This window comes from Brevundimonas sp. AVps7, assembly GCF_058681545.1.
Window position 1 is genome coordinate 516,579 of sequence record NZ_CM178742.1, and the last position, 14,471, is coordinate 531,049.

Here is a 14,471-nt window from a genome sequence, read left to right on the forward strand (position 1 = left end):
GCGCATGCAGGCTCCCGATCCAGACGTCGTTTCCGCCGTGGTTATCGGGGCCTCTGGCGGCATCGGGGCGGCTGTTGCCGATGCGCTGGCGGCGTCGGGCCGCTTCACGACTATTCACCGCCTGTCCCGCTCGGTCACGGGACTGGATCTGGAAGACGAGGTCAGCATCGCCGCCGCCGCCGGGCGAATCGCGGAGGGGCCGGTCCCGGTTCTGATCTTCGTCGCCACCGGTGTGCTGCACCACGGCGAGGCCCCGGAACGCTCGTTCAGGGCGATGACGGCGGAGCACCTGCTACGCGACTACAGGATCAACACAGTGGGGCCGGCGCTGGTCGCCAAGCATTTCCTTCCGTTGCTGCCCCGCGACCGGCGTGCTGTGTTCGCCACCCTGTCGGCGCGGGTCGGGTCGATCGGCGACAACCGACTGGGTGGCTGGCACAGCTACCGGGCGTCCAAGGCGGCGTTGAACATGATCGTGCGCAACCTGGCGATCGAGATGGGGCGATCTCATCCCAGGACGATCGTGGCGGGCCTGCATCCGGGGACGGTGAACACTGGATTGAGCGAACCATTTCAGCGAGGCGTCGCGGCAGAGAAGCTGTTTTCACCGGCGGTCTCTGCGGAGTATCTGCTCGGCGTTCTCGATGGCCTGACTGCGGCGGACAGCGGCGGCGTCTTTGCCTGGGACGGGGCCCGGATCCCCGCCTAGGCGTCTCGGACCGAGCCGCTTGACGACGCCGGACCGACGAGGCCTTGTCAGGACATGCAGGTCATCCTTCCGGCCCGGCTGTACGGATGTCCCGACGCGTGGCTGCGTGAGCGAGCGTGGGCTCCCGCTGCGAAAGCAACAGGCGTCGGGCGGGGAGCCTTGACGCCTCAATCCGCGGCGTTGACCCGACAGCGCCACCCCTTTAGCAACGCCGCCGTTTGTTCGCCGGGATTCGGTGTAAGGGGACGGCCATGACCGCACAGCTTCTTCCCGGCGCGACCGGCGTTCTCGCTCTCGCCGACGGCACGATCTTCCAGGGCGTGGGGGTCGGCGCGACCGGCTCGGCGCTCGGCGAGGTGGTCTTCAACACCGCCATGACCGGGTATCAGGAGATCCTGACCGACCCGTCCTACATGAGCCAGATCCTGGCCTTCACCTTCCCGCATGTCGGCAACACCGGCACGAACGTGGAAGATGTCGAACAGATGGGCGGCGGGTCGGACACCTCGGCGCGGGGCGCGATCTTCCGCGACCTGCCGACCGACCCGGCCAACTGGCGTTCGGACTCCAGCTTCGATGTCTGGATGAAGCGTCGCGGCGTCGTGGGCCTCGCCGGTATCGACACCCGCGCCCTGACCCAGCGGATCCGCGATCATGGCGCGCCGCACGCGGTGATCGCCCACGACCCGGAGGGGAACTTCGACCTCGACGCCCTGGTCGCCCAGGCGCGGGAGTGGACGGGTCTGGTCGGACTCGACCTCGCCAAGCCCGCTTCGACCCTCCAGGCGTTCGAGTGGGATGAAGGTCTGTGGGAATGGCCGGAAGGTCACCCCAGGACTGAAGGCCGCAAGACTGTGGTCGTCGTCGACTACGGCGTGAAGCGGAACATCCTGCGCGCCCTGGCCTCGACGGGCGCGAAGATCACCGTGGTGCCGGCGACGACGACGGCCGAGGAAATCCTGGCTCGCTCGCCGGACGGCGTCGTCCTGTCGAACGGTCCGGGCGATCCGGCGGCGACGGGCGAGTACGCGGTGCCGGAAATCAGGAAGCTGGTCGACAGCGGCAAGCCGGTCTTCGGCATCTGCCTGGGCCATCAGATGCTGGCTCTCGCGCTCGGCGCGAAGACGGTGAAGATGGACCAGGGTCACCACGGCGCGAACCACCCGGTGAAGGATCTGACGACCGGCAAGGTCGAGATCGTCTCCATGAACCACGGCTTCACCGTCGATCGCGACAGCCTGCCCGACGCGGTGGTGGAAACTCATGTGTCGCTGTTCGACGGTACGAACTGCGGCATCCAGCTGAAGGACCGTCCGGTGTTCAGCGTCCAGCACCACCCGGAGGCCTCTCCGGGGCCGACTGACAGCCTGTATCTGTTCGATCGGTTCAGTGCGTTGATGAAGGCGTAGCATGAGCACTCCCACGGCGACCTCGGCCTTTCTGGGCTGGCTCGCCGTCGCGCTGGCGAAGGACAGGGGGGTGTCCCGAACCTTCTCGGCGGCGCCGCACGACCTCGTGCTGGGGTATGCGACCGGCTACGATCCCCATGACATCGCGCCCTTCCTGCGGTCGCTGCGCGCCGTCTTCGATGGCCGGATCGCCCTCGTCGTCGACGATCGGCCTGACGTCCGCGCCTTGCTGGAAGAGCATGACGTCCGGTTCCTGCCGGCCGGGACCGTCGACGGCTGGGAGCCCCACGCCGTAATGGCCCGGTTCGCAGCCTACAATCGATATCTCGCGGGTCACCCCGAGGCGCGGAACGTCCTGCTGACCGACGTGCGCGACGTCCTGTTCCAGCGGTCGCCGTTCGCGCCTGCCCCGACGGGGCTCGAGGTCTTCGTCGAGGGCGACGCTCTCGGCGACCATGCCTTCAACATGAAATACCTTCGCGCCCTGGCCGGAGAGGGGATGGCGACAGAGCTCGCTTCGGCCCCGGCCATCTGCGTCGGCACCGTCATGGGGCCGGCCCGTGAGGTCGCCCGGTTCTGCCGAATGGTGCTGATGCTGGCGGCTATTCCGCGTTCGGAGATCGGCGGGGCCTTCGGCGCGGACCAGGCGGCCTGCAATATCGCGGTGCATCTTGGGCTGGTGGAGGCCCAGGTGCGCGAGAACTACGGCCGGGTCGCCACCATCGGCCTGACGCCCGGCGTGACCCTGACGTTCGCGAGCAGCGAGGTGGTCAACCCCGACGGTTCCGTCAGCGCGATCGTCCATCAATACGATCGCCATCCCCACCTTGCCGAAGCGGTGCGCGGCCTTTGGGGCAGGGGGCTGGAGGTGCGTGAACGCGTTCGTCCCAAGAGCGCTGCCCAACGCGGCCGACGTCTGCGAGAGTCCCTCATGCGTCGCCTGCCTGAACTGCGCTGACGTGATAGGCTGAGGTCATGCCGGTTCGTCTGATCCTTCTCGCCCTAGTCCTGATGCTCGGCGCCTGCGCCAGCGGGGCGCGGTCTTCGTTCGACATTCAGGACCGGCAAGGCGCAAGGCCGATGGGCCTGATCTCCGCGCCCAACCATCCGATCCGTGTCTATCTGGACGCCGAAGACCGGGCGGCGATCTTCCAGCAGGCGTTCCGCGAGGGTGTTCCGCTGGGTCCCGACGGGCGGCTGGACTTCATCGCCCTGTCCGGCGGCGGCTCGAACGGCGCCTTTACCGCCGGTCTGATGAAGGGGTGGAGCGAGACGGGCGAGCGGCCGGACTTCGAGGTCGTGACGGGAGTGTCGACGGGGGCCCTGGCCGCGCCGTTCGTCTTCCTGGGAGCCGACTACGACGACGAACTCGCCGAGGCCTACACCGGCGGCGCGGCGGCCGGCCTGCTGCAATCCCGGGGACTGGGCGCCCTGATCGGGTCGGGCATCTACAGGTCAGAGCCGTTGCGGGCCCTCGTCGAACAGTTCGTGGATCAGGACCTGTTGCGCGAGGTTGCGACCGAGTACGCCAAGGGGCGGGTGCTGCTGGTCGCCACCACGGATCTGGATTCCCAGCGCGGCGTCAGCTGGGATCTGGGCGCCATAGCGACGCAGGGCACGCCCGAGGCGCTGGAGCTGTTCCGCAGCGTACTGGTCGCCTCGGCCAGCATTCCCGGCGCCTTTCCGCCCGTGTTGATCCAGTCCGACAACGCAGGCCTGTATTTCGAGGAGATGCATGTCGACGGCGGGGTGACGACGCCCTTCCTCGCGGTGCCGGAGACCCTGTGGTCGTTCAAGGAGCCGTCCGACACCCTGCGCGGCGCCCGCTTCTATGTCGTCGTCAACGGCCGGACCAATCCGACCTTCGAGATCACCAAGGATACGCCGCAGGGCGTACTGGGGCGCAGCATCGATATCCTGCTGCGCGCCTCCCTGCTGACGACGCTGGCGGGCAACAAGGCGTTCGCCGACCGCAACGATCTGTTCTTCCGTTACGCCGCACTGCCCAACGATTCCGAGGCCTCGGCCCTGGACTTCAGCGTGGAGTCGATGAGCGCTGTCTATGAAGTCGGTCGCCAGGGCGCGATCTCGGGCGACGCCTGGCGCTAGGGCTCCGTCCTGCGAGACTTGCGGCGGGGCGACCTTGATGGAACCTTGCTCCACAAGGGGAGATCGTCATGACCGCTGCCGCACGAGCCCATGATGCGCCACTGGCCAGTCCGACCGCCGGTGGCGTGACGCGAACCGGTGCGGCGCGCATCGACGGTATCGACATGCTGCGGGGCCTGGTGATCTGTCTGATGGTGCTGGATCACGTCAGGGACTTCGTCCATCCCAGCGTTGCATTCGACGCCCTGAATCCGGACCTGACCAACCCGGCGCTGTTCGCGACGCGCTGGATCACCCATTTCTGCGCCCCGACCTTTGTTCTGCTGGCGGGCGTCGGGGCCTATCTGCAGCGTTTCAACGGCAAGAGTCCGGGACAGCTGTCGCGCTTTCTCCTGACGCGCGGGCTGTGGCTGGTGGTGCTGGAACTGACCGTGGTCGGCTTCGGCTGGCAGTTCCACACCCCTGTGGTCGTCTTCCTGCAAGTGATCTGGGCTATCGGCTGGTCGATGGTGCTGCTGTCGCTGTTGACCTAGGCGCCGCCGCGCGCGGTCCTGGTGCTGGGCGCTTTCATCCTGATCGGCCGCCTTCTGCTGGAGCCGGTGTCGGCGGAGACGCCGGGGGCCGGGGGACCTGTCTGGACTGCCCTGATGGGAAACGGGATGGCCCCCGTCGGCGGCGTGCCGGTGCTGGTCGTCTATCCGGTGCTGCCCTGGTTCGGCATCGCCTGCCTGGGCTACGGGCTGGGAGGGCTATTCACTCTGGAGACGGCGGCCCGGCGACGGGCGCTGACCGTGCTCGGCCTGTCGATGACAGCCGCCTTTCTCGTCGTGAGAGGACTGCCGATCGCCTCCGACCCGCACCCATGGCAGGTCCATTCCGAGCTGTGGAAGACGGTCGGCGACTTTCTCGACGTGCGCAAGAACCCGCCCTCGCCCCTGTTTGTGCTGATGACGATCGGGCCAGCGCTGATGTTGCTGCCCTGGCTGGAGCGACTGAAGGGTCTGGCGGCGTCGTTCCTGCTGGCCTTCGGCAGGGCGCCGTTGTTCGCCTATGTACTGCACATCTACATGGCGCATCTTGCGGCCATGGGGATCGGCATGGCCATGGGGTATCCGGCCTCCGCCTTCATCAACTCCCTGTTCTCGGGTCCGCCAGAGGGCTGGGGCCTGAGCCTGCCGGCCGTCTATGGCGTCTGGCTGATCATCCTCGCCGTGCTCTATCCGCTGGTTCGCTGGTTCGCGGGCGTCAAGGCGCGCCGCCGCGACTGGTGGCTGGGGTATCTTTGAGCGAAGAGCCCTCTCGTTTGGCGCCTCGCTGCTTGAGCGCGGACGACGAGGTCAGGGCAGCGGCGCGAAGCTGCGTTCCTCGCGCAGCGCACAGGCCTTGCGCACCGCGACCGGGGCGGCATGCAACCAGTAGGCGGCGTCTTCAGGCCGGTCGGCGCGCTTTCGCTCCAGACCGCGCAGCCGGCGCTGGGCGGCGTTGGCCAACAGGCGGGCGTGAAGTGCGCGCGGGTTCAGGTCGTGGATCGTGGGGGCGTAGGGAACGGCGACGGGGTCGGGTCCGATGGGCTCGACCGCCGGTTGGGCGATGGCGATGAACATGGAAACGGCTCTGGCTCGAATGGGGTGATCGGCTCTTCTGTGCCGGAGTGAACAGTGGATTAACCCTGTCTCCTGTGGATAGTTCCCCAATCGGTCCAAAAAATGTCCTGATAAAACATGATCTTATGGTCGCGGTTTCGCCTTTTTAGTTAATGAGAGGTTAACCGCCATGCCCGCCCGTCGCACGCTATAGAGAGCGGGTGCGTTTCGATGACCGCTTCCTGGAAGAACTGAAGGCCCGCCTTCGCCCGTCCGACGTGATCGGCCGGTCGGTGAAACTCAAGCGTCAGGGGCGCGAGTGGGTCGGGCTGAGCCCGTTCTCGAAGGAGAAGTCGCCGTCGTTCTTCGTCAATGACGACAAGGGTTTCTTCCACGATTTCTCTTCCGGCAAGCATGGCGACGTCATCTCCTTTCTGCAGGAGACCGAGCGACTGAGCTTCCCTGAGGCAGTCGAACGTCTGGCCGCCGAGGCCGGGATGCAGATGCCGGCCGAGGATCCGCAGGCGGCCGAACGCGAGGCGAAGAAGCAGGGCCTGTCGGACTGGATGGATCTCGCCCAGAAATGGTTCGCGGCGAACCTGCGCCGGTCGACCGGGAAATCGGCGCGCGAATATCTGGAACGGCGCGGCTTGCCAGAGGATCAGTGGGAGCGGTTCGGTCTCGGTTATGCGCCAAACGACCGCGAGGGGCTGAAGCAGGCCCTGGTCCAGCGCGGCGCCAAGCCGGGCGACCTGGTCGAGATGGGGATGCTGATCTCGCCGGAAGGAGGCGGCGCGCCCTACGACCGCTTCCGCGACCGGCTGATGTTCCCGATCCTGGACGCGCGCGGGCGGCTGGTCAGCTTCGGCGGCCGGGCCATGAACCCCGACGACCGGGCCAAATACCTGAACGGGCCGGAGAGCCCGCTCTTCCACAAGGGTGCGACCCTCTACGGCCTGCCTGAGGCGCGACGCATCCTCGGGGCCGAGTCCAAATCGACCCAGGCCGTGATCGTGGTCGAGGGATACATGGACGTCATCGCCTGCCAGCGCGCGGGCCTGCCGGCCGTGGCGCCGATGGGCACGGCCCTGACAGAGGATCAGATGGCCCTGTTGTGGCGGGTGTCATCAGAGCCGGTGCTGTGTTTCGACGGCGATGGAGCCGGGCAGCGCGCGGCCTATCGCGCCATCGAACGCGCATTGCCACTGCTGAAGCCCGGCCGGTCGTTCCGCTTCGCCTTGCTGGAAGGCGGGCAGGACCCCGACGACATCCTTCGCGACAAGGGCGCGCCGGCTTTGCGTCAGGCGATGACCGAGACGCGGACCTTCGCCGAGGTCCTGTTCCGCCGCGAGGCAGAGGCCGAACCGCTGGATACGCCGGAGCGTCGCGCCGGGCTGAAGGGGCGTCTGCGCTCAGCGGCGGCGGCGATCCAGGACAAGGACCTGGCCGAGCAGTACCGGCGCGAGTTGTTCGACCGCTTCGATGCCCTGTTTCCCAGCCGGTCGGCGCCACAGCAGCGGGCTCCGCAGACCGGCGGACGCTGGAAGCCCGGGCTGCCGCCGAAGCTGGGCCAGACCGCAGAGGGCGCATCGGCCATGCAGGCGCTGAGCCGGTCGATTGAACCGATCGCGGCGGCGCTGGCCCATGGAGCCATCGAAGACCCCGAGCGGATGGACGATCATCTGGAGGCCATCGCCTCGCACGGCTTCGGCGATCCGTCGCTGGACGGGCTGGCGCAGGAGCTGGTTCGGCTGCGTTTCGGGGGCCAAACGCTTGACAGCGCGGCCTTGCGTCGCCATCTCGCGACCTCCGGACACGATGCTTTAGTGCGCGAGGTCGAGAAGGCGGCGGCAAAGTCCGGCGCGCCTTTCCTGGCCGCAAGTGCGCCCCTCGCCGAAGCAAGGGTCCGGTGGTCGCAAGGCTTCGACGCCCTGACCCGCGTTGCGGGACTGGACGCGGCGCTGGCGTCAGCGAAGTCGGGGGCGGATCACGCCTTCGACGCATCCGCCTTCAGTCGTCTGAAGGCGGAGCGCGACGCATTGCGGCGAGCCATCAAGACCGGGACGATTTGGGACGATGAGGCGGGTTCGTAACGAACGCGGCCCGTATACGTTCTATTTCCGAACGAATGTTGCATTTTTGCCGAGGGGCCGGCGGGGTCCTGACGGCACGGAGAATTTGACTGAATGACCGATACGCAGGAACCGCCCGAGTCCACGTCCACGGATGGGCCTTTGCTTGATCTGACGGATGCGGGCGTCAAGAAGTTCATCAAGCAGGCCAAGGCGCGTGGCTATGTGACGATGGAGGAGCTGAACAAGGTTCTGCCTTCGGAAGAAGTCACGCCTGACGCCATCGAAGACACGCTGGCGATGCTCAGCGAGATGGGCGTCAATGTTGTCGAGGCCGAGGAAGACGCGGCGGAGACGACGGGCGGCGAAGTCGCCGAGCGCGCGGAGACTTCGGTCACCGAGGGCGATGCCAAGCCGACCTATGACCGGACTGACGATCCTGTGCGCATGTATTTGCGCGAGATGGGGAGTGTCGAGCTGCTGTCGCGCGAGGGCGAGATCGCCATCGCCAAGCGGATCGAGGCCGGTCGCGACGCCATGATCTCGGGTCTGTGCGAGAGCGCCCTGACGTTCGAGGCCATCATGGTGTGGCGCGACGAACTGGCCAACAACCGCATCCTGCTGCGCGAGGTCATCGACCTGGACGCCACCTACGGCGTGCTGAACCCCTCGTCCCTGCCGCACAACCAGCCCCAGCCGCCGATTCCCGGCCAGCCGATTCCGCCCAAGCCGGAGCCGGAAGAAGGCGCCGAGGCCGAGGCCGACAAGCCGGAACAGGACGAGGAAGACGAAGACTTCGACGACGGCGGCGGGATGTCGATCTCGGCGCTGGAAGCCGAGCTGCGCGACGGGGTCATGGAGACCCTGGACGCCATCGCCTCGGACTTCGACGCCTTCAGAAAGCTGCAGGAGAAGCTGGTCGATACGCGCCTGAAGGGCGAGGACCTGAGCGCCAAGGACCGCAAGGCCTATGACACCCTGTCGGCGGCGATCTCGGGCCGGCTGAAGACGCTGAAGCTGAACAACAACCGCATCGAGGCCCTGGTCGAGCAGCTGTACGCGATCAACAAGCGGCTGATCGGCCTGGAAGGTCGTCTGCTGCGTCTCGCCGACAGCTACGGCATCTCGCGCCCCGAGTTCCTGAAGGCCTATTTCACCCGCGAACTCGACCCCAACTGGTCGGAAACGGTCAAGGAAATGGGCGTCCGCTGGACCAAGTTCAGTGACGACCAGTCGACCCAGATCGCCACCATCCGGGGCGACGTCGCCGCCGTGGCGACCGAGGCCGGCCTGCCGATCGACGACTATCGCCGCATCGTCCAGACCGTCCAGAAGGGCGAGCGCGAGGCCCGTCAGGCCAAGAAGGAAATGGTCGAGGCCAACCTGCGCCTCGTGATCTCCATCGCCAAGAAATACACCAACCGCGGCCTGCAGTTCCTGGACCTGATCCAGGAGGGCAACATCGGCCTGATGAAGGCGGTCGACAAGTTCGAGTACCGCCGCGGCTACAAGTTCTCGACCTACGCCACCTGGTGGATCCGTCAGGCGATCACCCGCTCGATCGCCGACCAGGCGCGGACCATCCGCATCCCGGTCCATATGATCGAGACGATCAACAAGATCGTCCGCACCAGCCGCCAGATGCTGCACGAGATCGGCCGCGAGCCGACCCCGGAAGAACTGGCCGAAAAGCTGGCCATGCCGCTGGAGAAGGTCCGCAAGGTCCTGAAGATCGCCAAGGAGCCCATCTCGCTCGAAACGCCGATCGGCGACGAGGAAGACTCGCACCTGGGCGACTTCATCGAGGACAAGAACGCGATCCTGCCCATCGACGCTGCGATCCAGAGCAACCTTCGCGAGACCACCACCCGCGTGCTGGCGTCGCTGACGCCGCGCGAGGAGCGCGTCCTGCGCATGCGCTTCGGCATCGGCATGAACACCGACCACACGCTTGAAGAGGTCGGCCAGCAGTTCTCGGTCACCCGCGAGCGGATCCGTCAGATCGAGGCCAAGGCGCTGAGGAAGCTGAAGCACCCGAGCCGGTCGCGGAAGCTGCGGAGCTTCCTGGACAGCTGAGGTCGAGGGATCAGGGCCGCGTCCGGAAGGGGGCGGCCCTTTTTGCATCGTCCTTCTCCCCTCGTGGGAGAAGGTGTCAGGCGGAGCCTGACGGATGAGGGGGTGGTCGGTCCGCATGCCGGCGGATGGCGTCGAACACGATGTTGGGGTTGGTCAGGACAGCCTCGTTTCCGAACCTCAGAACCACGAAGCCCCGGCGGTTCAGATGGCGTCCCGCAGCCGGTCACGCTCCTCGCGCAGCCGGTGAATGCCGCCATCCAGTTCGATCACCAGCTTGAGCTCGTAACAGCAGAAGTCCGCGATCCACGGCCCGATCCGGGTCTGTCGGCGAAATTTCACGCCTTCGAACCGCCGATCGCGCAGCAGCCTCCACATCGCCGTTTCCGCGACGGTCATTCCTGCCCGCAGACGTCGTGTCTGGTCCGCCATACCCCTCATCCGTCTCGCTTCGCGAGCCACCCGTCGTCGCCGCGCGATGCGCGTCTTCTCCACCCACAAGGGGAGAAGGAAGAAGACGAAAGGAAGTAGAGCGCAAGTACAGCGCTCCGCCCCCGTCGCTGACCAAACCCACCAGTCCCGAACGCCAACCTGACCAACCTTGTCAGCGGCTCCGACCGATTCTGGCGTACCGGCGGTCCATGATGCGCGGATGACAGAGCGGCGCGAAATCAAACAGCGGTCCCCGGCGGTGTGGGCCAGGGTCAGGCAGGCCTATCTGGCCGGCGAGACGGCGGCCTCGGTCGCGCGGCGGTTCGACGTCGGCCTCGGCAATCTCAGATTCCGGGCCAATGCCGAGGGCTGGACCCGCAAGGCGATGATGGCCGAGGCGGATGCAGAGACGCAGGCGGAGGAGATCCGCGTCGCGGGTCGCGCCGACCCGATGTCTGCGGCGCCGGCCGAACCGCCCGTCGAGATCGATCCCGCCGACGCCTTCGAGGCGGCGCTGGCGCGCGCGGGCGTCGCCATCGCCGCCGGACGGGGGGCGGAGGCCGCCGGCCTGCTGAAGGCCGCCGAGACGCTTGTGCGGCTGCGTGAGGCGAGCCCGCCCGAACACCTGCCGACGGTCGAGGAGTGGGAGGCCGAACAGGAGGCCCTTCGCGCCGCCTGGGCCGAAGAGAAGGCGGCCTGGAGAGAGGCCGAGACCGCGCGACTGGAGGAGGCGTGGGGTCGGCGCGCCCTGACGATGGCCCACGCCATGCTCAGCGACCGGGGCTATGACATCGCCGACGGCTGGGCGGCTTCGGCCCTGCGCTGGCGCGCCGGGACCCTGGGCCCCGAGCAGGCCCTCGCCGACTTCGCCCGGGGCGTCTCCGGCGGCTGGGCCAGCCGCTACTGGGACGAGCACGGCCGGTTGAGACCGGCGGAACCGCCGCCGGCGCCCCCGGACCGGATGATGCGCCAGCATGTCGGTCTGACGCGCGGCGGCTTCGGCGGCGAGATCGACATGGGCGGGATCGAATGGCCGCCGGCCTGGGCGAGCGACGGGCAAGAGGAAGAGACGCGACAGCCCGTCGAGCCGCCCGAGGTCGAGCGCGGACCCCGCGTGCGGCGGCTCTAGGCGGCGTCAGTCCTTGCCTCCGCCACACACACGAGCCCCCTCTCCGGGCGGGAGAGGGGGATCAGGCCGCCCGCTTCGCGGTGAAGGTCCCGTTTGGCAGGGGGGTGATCTCGGCGTAGCGGACCTGGCGGCAGCGGCGGCCTTGGCGAAGCGGGGGATCTGATCGTCCGGACGCAGCCAGCGGACGTGGCCGGCGGCCTCCTCCGCCGCGCGCTCGGCGTTCAGGGCGACGAGGCGTTCAAGGATGATTTCGTCCAACTTTTTGCTTTCGTCATCCTCCGGCCGGGCGAAGCCCGGACCGGGGGACGCAGCGGCGCCGAAGGCGATCTGTTCACGTGAGGTGTCAGAATCCGGCGTGTGCGACAGGTTCGCGCTCTCGCGCGCCGCTACGTCCCCCGGTCTCCGCTGCGCTTCGCCGGAGGATGACGAAAGAGAAAGAAGCGGGATCAGGTCGTCCCAGCCGCAGGCCTGCATCGTCGCCCGGTTGATCTGGTCGTGCAGGTGCTTGAGCGCCGTGGCGGTACGATGCGTCGCAGGTGCTTGCATCCGGGTGTCGAGCGCCAGCATATTGCAGTGCTCTTCGAATGGAGGCTGGGATGCTCGTGCTCGCTGGGCTGCTGATGGCGATGCAGTCGTTCTGGGTGGCGAACGACCGGACGGGCGTTCCGGTGACCGAATGCATCCTGGGCGAGCGGGTTCTGGCTATCGCGGACGAGGGCCTATTTCCGACAACGGTCGTGGGTGAGGCGGGGCCAGGACACTGTCTGGCCAAGCTGGATGAGCGGGCTTACATGCCGCCCTTCACGGCAGCCTTCGCCGATCTGCTGCGAGGGACGCAACCGCCCGCTCCCAGCGCCGAGGCCATGCGTTTTGGCGCGATGGAAAGCTTCACCGACGCCGACGTGACACGGTTCCGGTCTTTGGCTCTCGACAACCACGCAGACGCCCGCGTCTATTTCAGCCGCTTCAACCTGAACAACTATGACGACACGATCGTGGCGCGGATCTGCAACCGCGACTGGGAAAGCCCGGTTTGCAGGCGGGCCAACGGCCAGTTTCACGGTTCCTACAATCAGGCGATGGAAGCCTTGGACGCCCGCAACGCCCGGATGGCCGAGGAAGATCGGCTGGCGCGGGCGGCATCAGAACCGGTGAACAGCGGCTATTACCAGTCCGGCCAGTACAGCCGCGATGTGGCTGCGAGCCAGGGCATGGCAACCGGCGTGTCGTCGCCGGCGACGAGCGCACCGGTCCAGGTTCAGTCGGAAAGCGAGATTCGGCGCCAGCAGGAACGATGCCGCACCGGCAGCGGACCCTGCTGACGACCGGGGTCCGACCTCACCTTCGAAGATCGTCTCGCGACATGTCGCGCGTGACCCTGTCTGGCCAGGTCCAGTCGACGGCGGAAACATGGGCGCCGAGACCTGGTTGGGTTCGGCTGTCCAGCGTTCCGGGAAGGACCTAGACACAGAGGGGGCGTCTTGCGGATAGCATGCACCGAACGCAGGCCGCACGGACCAGCCCCCATGACCGAACACCGCATCTACGCCATGAGCTTCGCCAGAGTGTATCCGCTCTACATCGCCAAGGCGGAGCGGAAGGGGCGGACGAGGGCGGAGGTGGATGAGGTGATCCTCTGGCTGACCGGGTTCGACCCGGCGGGGCTGGAGGCCGAGATCGCGGCGGGCACGGACTTCCGGACCTTCTTCGACCGGGCGCCACGGCTGAATCCGGCGCGAGAGACGATCACGGGGACGATCTGCGGCATCCGGGTCGAGACCATCGAGGAGCCGCTGATGCGGGAGATCCGCTATCTGGACAAGCTCATCGATGAACTGGCGAAGGGCCGGAAGATGGAGAAGATTCTGCGCGCGGGGTGAGCCGGGACGCGAACCGCCGCGACCCTTGAGGATCGCGGCGGCGCGGGTCGGGAAGAGAGGGGAGGGCGGATCAGCCCCGGAAGATTTCCTCGAAGCCGCCCCACATCATGCGCTTGCCGTCGAAGGGCATGTCCATGTCCTGCCAGGCGGGATCGGTCTCCATGGTGGCGAAACAGGCGTCGGCGGTCGCTTTGTCGGGCCATTTGAGCCAGGAGAAGACGACGACCTCGCCCTCTTCGAGCTTTACCGCCAGATCGAAGCCGGTGAGCTTGCCGGGCGGAACGTCGACGCCCCAGGTCTCGACCTGTTCGAGGCATCCGTACTTCTTGAAGATGGGCCAGCTCTTCTCGGCCGACTGGATGTAGCGATCCTTGTTTTCAGCCTTTACGGGGCTGAGGAAGCCGGAAACGTAGGACATTCTGGTTCTCCTTCGGAGGGGGCTACCGCGTCGCGACGCGGTCGCTCGCTGCTTGAGCCCCGGTTGGTGGATGATGAGACAGTCAGGCGTCTTGTACGAAGGCGTCAGGCGTCAGGCGTCAGGATGCTGCGTCGGCGGCGGCTTCCAGGGCGGCGATGTCGATCTTCTTCATCGTCATCATGGCGGCGAAGGCGGCCTTGGCGCGGGCGGGGTCGGGGTCGGTGTGGAACGCCATCAGCCGTCTGGGGGTGATCTGCCAGCTGACGCCCCAGCGGTCCTTGCACCAGCCGCACTGGCTCTCCTGGCCGCCATTGCCGACGATGGCGTTCCAGAGACGGTCGGTCTCGGCCTGGTCGTCGGTGTAGATCATGAAGGAGACGGCCTCGGACTGCGGGAACTGCGGGCCACCGTTGAGGCCGAGGAAGGTGCGGCCGGCCAGTGTGAACTCGACCATCAGCTCCTCGCCCGCCTTCGAGGACGGGTTGTCGGTGGGGCTGTCGTGGCGTGCGTCGATGTGGCTGTCGGGCAGGCCGAGGGCGACATAGAACTCGGCGGCGGCGCGGGCCTGGCCGAGGTCGTACCAGATGCACGGGGTGATCTTGTCGGGCACGGTCAATCCTCCTGTGTTCGATGGAAACGCCGGAAGCCGTTCGTCGG

At 67.1% G+C, this 14,471-nt stretch carries 15 protein-coding genes and 1 pseudogene; 11 read left to right on the top strand and 5 right to left on the bottom strand.

The window, feature by feature from the left end:
- The first annotated feature begins 4 nt into the window (after window positions 1-4).
- From ACW17Y_RS02590 to ACW17Y_RS02615, 6 genes are all read left to right on the top strand, one after another.
- Window positions 5-709: an SDR family NAD(P)-dependent oxidoreductase gene (locus ACW17Y_RS02590; RefSeq protein ID WP_492037226.1), complete on the top strand. Its 705-nt coding sequence runs from the start codon at window positions 5-7 to the stop codon at window positions 707-709.
- 251 nt (window positions 710-960) lie between these two features.
- Window positions 961-2,118: a glutamine-hydrolyzing carbamoyl-phosphate synthase small subunit gene (gene carA / locus ACW17Y_RS02595; protein ID WP_492037227.1), complete on the top strand. Its 1,158-nt coding sequence runs from the start codon at window positions 961-963 to the stop codon at window positions 2,116-2,118.
- A 1-nt stretch (window position 2,119) separates the two neighbouring features.
- The gene (locus tag ACW17Y_RS02600; protein ID WP_492037228.1) at window positions 2,120-3,076 is read left to right on the top strand and encodes a hypothetical protein; all 957 of its coding nucleotides are present in this window, start codon (window positions 2,120-2,122) and stop codon (window positions 3,074-3,076) included.
- Between the two features lie 17 nt (window positions 3,077-3,093).
- Complete coding sequence (locus ACW17Y_RS02605) at window positions 3,094-4,227, top strand: patatin-like phospholipase family protein (RefSeq protein ID WP_492037229.1); 1,134 nt, start codon at window positions 3,094-3,096, stop codon at window positions 4,225-4,227.
- Window positions 4,228-4,295: 68 nt separating this feature from the next.
- On the top strand, window positions 4,296-4,760 hold the full coding sequence (locus tag ACW17Y_RS02610; RefSeq protein ID WP_492037230.1) for an acetyltransferase domain-containing protein: 465 nt from the start codon (window positions 4,296-4,298) through the stop codon (window positions 4,758-4,760).
- 21 nt (window positions 4,761-4,781) lie between these two features.
- Window positions 4,782-5,513 (top strand): hypothetical protein, encoded by a 732-nt coding sequence (locus tag ACW17Y_RS02615; RefSeq protein ID WP_492037231.1) that lies wholly within the window; start codon window positions 4,782-4,784, stop codon window positions 5,511-5,513.
- A gap of 51 nt (window positions 5,514-5,564) precedes the next feature.
- Here ACW17Y_RS02615 and ACW17Y_RS02620 read toward each other — a convergent pair whose 3' ends face one another.
- Entirely contained in the window at window positions 5,565-5,831 is a 267-nt protein-coding gene (locus ACW17Y_RS02620; protein ID WP_492037232.1) for a hypothetical protein, read from the bottom strand.
- Between the two features lie 200 nt (window positions 5,832-6,031).
- Between ACW17Y_RS02620 and dnaG the strand changes: the two genes are divergently transcribed.
- Together dnaG and rpoD are read left to right on the top strand one after the other, a co-directional pair.
- Window positions 6,032-7,903: a DNA primase gene (gene dnaG / locus ACW17Y_RS02625; protein ID WP_492037233.1), complete on the top strand. Its 1,872-nt coding sequence runs from the start codon at window positions 6,032-6,034 to the stop codon at window positions 7,901-7,903.
- Between the two features lie 93 nt (window positions 7,904-7,996).
- The gene (rpoD, locus tag ACW17Y_RS02630) at window positions 7,997-9,958 is read left to right on the top strand and encodes an RNA polymerase sigma factor RpoD (RefSeq protein WP_492037234.1); all 1,962 of its coding nucleotides are present in this window, start codon (window positions 7,997-7,999) and stop codon (window positions 9,956-9,958) included.
- Between the two features lie 76 nt (window positions 9,959-10,034).
- On the opposite strand, the pseudogene ACW17Y_RS02635 reads toward rpoD, so the two are convergent.
- Window positions 10,035-10,396 (bottom strand): annotated as a pseudogene (locus ACW17Y_RS02635) (endonuclease domain-containing protein).
- Between the two features lie 211 nt (window positions 10,397-10,607).
- On the opposite strand from ACW17Y_RS02635, the gene ACW17Y_RS02640 reads away from it, so the two are divergent.
- Window positions 10,608-11,516: a hypothetical protein gene (locus tag ACW17Y_RS02640; RefSeq protein ID WP_492037235.1), complete on the top strand. Its 909-nt coding sequence runs from the start codon at window positions 10,608-10,610 to the stop codon at window positions 11,514-11,516.
- A 6-nt stretch (window positions 11,517-11,522) separates the two neighbouring features.
- Here the strand turns inward: ACW17Y_RS02640 and ACW17Y_RS02645 are convergent, their stop codons facing one another.
- A complete protein-coding gene (locus ACW17Y_RS02645; protein ID WP_492037236.1) occupies window positions 11,523-12,083 on the bottom strand; it encodes a hypothetical protein in 561 nt (186 codons plus the stop codon).
- Between the two features lie 29 nt (window positions 12,084-12,112).
- Here ACW17Y_RS02645 and ACW17Y_RS02650 point away from each other — a divergent pair, with 29 nt between their 5' ends.
- Both ACW17Y_RS02650 and ACW17Y_RS02655 read left to right on the top strand, forming a co-directional pair.
- Entirely contained in the window at window positions 12,113-12,838 is a 726-nt protein-coding gene (locus ACW17Y_RS02650; RefSeq protein ID WP_492037237.1) for a hypothetical protein, read from the top strand.
- Window positions 12,839-13,042: 204 nt separating this feature from the next.
- A complete protein-coding gene (locus ACW17Y_RS02655; protein WP_492037238.1) occupies window positions 13,043-13,396 on the top strand; it encodes a DUF2200 domain-containing protein in 354 nt (117 codons plus the stop codon).
- Between the two features lie 70 nt (window positions 13,397-13,466).
- Here the strand turns inward: ACW17Y_RS02655 and ACW17Y_RS02660 are convergent, their stop codons facing one another.
- Together ACW17Y_RS02660 and ACW17Y_RS02665 are read right to left on the bottom strand one after the other, a co-directional pair.
- Complete coding sequence (locus ACW17Y_RS02660) at window positions 13,467-13,814, bottom strand: DUF1428 domain-containing protein (RefSeq protein ID WP_492037239.1); 348 nt, start codon at window positions 13,812-13,814, stop codon at window positions 13,467-13,469.
- 118 nt (window positions 13,815-13,932) lie between these two features.
- Complete coding sequence (locus tag ACW17Y_RS02665; RefSeq protein ID WP_492037240.1) at window positions 13,933-14,424, bottom strand: VOC family protein; 492 nt, start codon at window positions 14,422-14,424, stop codon at window positions 13,933-13,935.
- Between the last annotated feature and the right edge of the window lie 47 nt (window positions 14,425-14,471).

Excerpts from the sequence above, each read along its gene's own strand:
- ACW17Y_RS02650 (WP_492037237.1), top strand. The coding sequence starts at position 12,113 with ATGCTCGTGCTCGCTGGGCTGCTGATGGCGATGCAGTCGTTCTGGGTG.
- carA (WP_492037227.1), top strand. The coding sequence starts at position 961 with ATGACCGCACAGCTTCTTCCCGGCGCGACCGGCGTTCTCGCTCTCGCC.
- ACW17Y_RS02605 (WP_492037229.1), top strand. The coding sequence starts at position 3,094 with ATGCCGGTTCGTCTGATCCTTCTCGCCCTAGTCCTGATGCTCGGCGCC.
- ACW17Y_RS02590 (WP_492037226.1), top strand. The coding sequence starts at position 5 with ATGCAGGCTCCCGATCCAGACGTCGTTTCCGCCGTGGTTATCGGGGCC.
- ACW17Y_RS02620 (WP_492037232.1), bottom strand. The coding sequence starts at position 5,831 with ATGTTCATCGCCATCGCCCAACCGGCGGTCGAGCCCATCGGACCCGAC.
- ACW17Y_RS02645 (WP_492037236.1), bottom strand. The coding sequence starts at position 12,083 with ATGCTGGCGCTCGACACCCGGATGCAAGCACCTGCGACGCATCGTACC.
- ACW17Y_RS02655 (WP_492037238.1), top strand. The coding sequence starts at position 13,043 with ATGACCGAACACCGCATCTACGCCATGAGCTTCGCCAGAGTGTATCCG.
- ACW17Y_RS02640 (WP_492037235.1), top strand. The coding sequence starts at position 10,608 with ATGACAGAGCGGCGCGAAATCAAACAGCGGTCCCCGGCGGTGTGGGCC.
- ACW17Y_RS02610 (WP_492037230.1), top strand. The coding sequence starts at position 4,296 with ATGACCGCTGCCGCACGAGCCCATGATGCGCCACTGGCCAGTCCGACC.
- rpoD (WP_492037234.1), top strand. The coding sequence starts at position 7,997 with ATGACCGATACGCAGGAACCGCCCGAGTCCACGTCCACGGATGGGCCT.
- ACW17Y_RS02600 (WP_492037228.1), top strand. The coding sequence starts at position 2,120 with ATGAGCACTCCCACGGCGACCTCGGCCTTTCTGGGCTGGCTCGCCGTC.
- ACW17Y_RS02660 (WP_492037239.1), bottom strand. The coding sequence starts at position 13,814 with ATGTCCTACGTTTCCGGCTTCCTCAGCCCCGTAAAGGCTGAAAACAAG.